Below are 2,437 nucleotides of genomic sequence, written 5' to 3' on the forward strand. Positions count from 1 at the left end.
CTCGTCCCGTGATGACCTCTCCCCGGTACTGCGCCCCTCGCGTGGTCAGCCGGCGGCGCGCAGCCGGGCGAGGGCGGCGTCGATGTCAAGGTGGTCGGCTTCCGAGCCGGCGGGCACCAGGGTGAAGGAGTCCGTGAGGAAGGCGGCCACGGCGTCCTCCGGGGCGCTGAGCACCGCCCGGCCGTCGGGGCCCTGCAGGGTGATGAGGACTTCGCCGACCGATCCGGGGCTGACCTTGACGTCCCCGGTGCCGGTGGGGACGTGGCGCCCCTCGTCCAGCAGATCCCGGCTGAAGTACCAGCACACCTCGGCGTCGCAGCCGGTACAGCTGCACGGGGTCAGCGGGAACACCAGGCACGCCGCATACGGAAGGGCCGTGTCGAAGCGGAGCTCCACGTCGACCGGGACGTCGGGCAGCGGGCTGTCGGGGAACGTGACGGGCATCGGGCGGACAGCGGACTTCTGCATCGGATCACCCTCCTGCGACGGCTGTGCGCGTCGGCCTCCGGTGGGCCGACGCATGCCAACGCGCCTACCCTGGTGCCCGCCCGCCAGTCGACAGACCCAACATCTGCACAACTCCCTTGCTTTGGAAGCTCGTTGCATGCCGCCGCAGTGTAGGCGGAGCGCGGGACCACCGGGGCGATGCCGCGTTGGGCTTCTGGGTCGCTGCCTGGCAGGGCGGTTCACCCGGTTGCACCGCGTCCGCTCAGCCCGGAACCTTGCCGGTCCGCCATCCGGCTGTCGGGCCCGGCGGCGGGTGACCGCGAGTCGTCGTAGGTTGCGGGCATGACCAGTGACGAGACGACGATCCCGGCCATGGGGGTGCGCCCGCCGGACGAGGTGTTCGACGCGATCGAGACCGTCCCTGACCTGCGGCCCTCAGCAACCAGCGCCCGTCCTGGCCGCCACTCCGCAGGAGCCGCCCGGTGCCCGGCCTGATCACCCGCTCCGGTGGGGAAGCCGGCACTCCCGACCGTAGGCGGGGGAGGATTCGTTGACGAGGAACGACGGCGCACCCGGCCGGGACGAGACGCCCCAGCAACGGGCCGACCGGCTCTGGAACGAGATGCTCCAGGAAGTCCGCGTGTGCCAGACCGGCGCACAGATCCTGTTCGGATTCCTCATCGGCGTGGCCTTCACCCCGCGCTTCGCCACCCTGCCCGGCTCCGAACGCGGTCGTCGCCGTCGAGGACGGCCAGGACCTCGGGCTGTGCGACGTCGACGTCGTCGCGGACCGTGGCGCGCAGCAGGGTGACCGCGGCGCTGTCCGGCGCTGGAAGCGCGGTCGGGGCGTGCGGTCGTGCGGGGCCCGTCACAACGGTGTGGAGGGGGTAGTTCCTCTCCCGAGGCCGGGTGTTCGTTCCCGCGTGGCAGGGCTGGTCGGCGTGATCGTCGTGGCTGGTCGGCCCGCCGGCTGGTGGGAAGGGGCGCGGGCAGAGCGGGTCGTGTTCGGCCGCCCGGCTGGAGCGGCCCCAAGGGAGAGGGAGAAGACCTGTGAGGACACCGTTCACTTCCATGGGCAGGGGAGGGCCGCGACGGCTCCCCGCCGTGCGCGCGGCCTTCGTGGTGCTGGCGGCCACGGCGAGTGCGTTCACCGCGCCGTTCCCCGCAGGTGCGGCCGACGCCTCGCGGGATGTCTCCCGGACGGTGCTGCAGAGTGGTCAGAAGGCTTTCACGCCGGGTCTCTACCTGTTCGTGGTCCCGGTCGGGGTGACCGAGATGACCGTGCGCGTCTGGGGCCGTGGCGGCACCGGAGGGAGCGGCGGCGGGGGTGGCGGTGGCGGCGGCGGGGGCGGCGGGGGAAGTTACCCGCCCCTGGTCTCCCAGCCGGTCGGCGGTGGGGGTGGTGGCGGCGGTGCGGGAGGCAGCGGCGGGGGCGCGGGTGGCAGCGGCGGCAGCGGCGGCTACACGGAGTGCACGACCGCCGTCACGGCGGGAGACAGGTTCGAGGTCTACGTGGCCGGGCCCGGTAGTCCGCCCGGCGGTGGCGGTGGTGGTGCGGGCGGTGTCGGAGGTGAGGCCGGCACCGTCGTGACCAGCGGCCTGGCCGGCACCGCCGGTGCGGGCGGCGGCGGAGGGAGCGCGGACACCACCGGACCGGCCACCGGCATCGCGGGGCTCAGCACGCGGGTCTTCGCGAAGGCCGGCGGTAACGGGAGCGCCGGGGGATCCGGCTCCGGTGGCGGTGCGGGACAGGGTGGGGAGAACGGCAAGATCGGCGGGTCGGGTGGTGCCGGTGGCGCCGGCGGCGCGCCCGGCACCGCCGGACCGGGGGGTGGCGGTGGCGGGTCGGCGGCCGTCTCCCCCATCACACGCTGTTCGGGGACACTGACGCAACTGCCCGGTAGTCCCGGGACCTTGGGCCAGGCCGGTGCTGCGGGCGACGGTGGCATCAACGGCGGCCAGGGTACGGCAGGCCGCCCCGGTTCGGGCC

Annotated in this window: 3 protein-coding genes and 1 pseudogene; 3 read left to right on the plus strand and 1 reads right to left on the minus strand. The window is 74.1% G+C overall.

All coding sequences use genetic code 11. The features are described 5' to 3' along the window. Nucleotides 1–45: 45 nt before the first annotated feature. Nucleotides 46–468 (minus strand): SsgA family sporulation/cell division regulator, encoded by a 423-nt coding sequence (locus tag ACFU6K_RS36785; RefSeq protein ID WP_380670665.1) that lies wholly within the window; start codon nt 466–468, stop codon nt 46–48. 321 nt (nt 469–789) lie between these two features. On the opposite strand from ACFU6K_RS36785, the gene ACFU6K_RS36790 reads away from it, so the two are divergent. The 3 genes and pseudogenes from ACFU6K_RS36790 to ACFU6K_RS36800 all read left to right on the plus strand — a co-directional run. Next, nucleotides 790–942 (plus strand): hypothetical protein, encoded by a 153-nt coding sequence (locus ACFU6K_RS36790; RefSeq protein WP_380670667.1) that lies wholly within the window; start codon nt 790–792, stop codon nt 940–942. Between the two features lie 55 nt (nt 943–997). Continuing rightward, nucleotides 998–1,177: pseudogene (locus ACFU6K_RS36795) on the plus strand (DUF6328 family protein); the annotation flags it as partial. Nucleotides 1,178–1,518: 341 nt separating this feature from the next. Further along, the coding region (locus ACFU6K_RS36800; protein ID WP_380670669.1) for a hypothetical protein at nt 1,519–2,437 on the plus strand (919 nt) is incomplete at its 3' end.

Source organism: Kitasatospora sp. NPDC057512, assembly GCF_042802135.1.
GTDB lineage: Bacteria > Actinomycetota > Actinomycetes > Streptomycetales > Streptomycetaceae > Kitasatospora.

What these genes read in the sequence shown, in the direction of transcription:
- ACFU6K_RS36785 (WP_380670665.1), bottom strand. Translation starts at nt 468, where the DNA reads ATGCAGAAGTCCGCTGTCCGCCCGATGCCCGTCACGTTCCCCGACAGC.
- ACFU6K_RS36790 (WP_380670667.1), top strand. Translation starts at nt 790, where the DNA reads ATGACCAGTGACGAGACGACGATCCCGGCCATGGGGGTGCGCCCGCCG.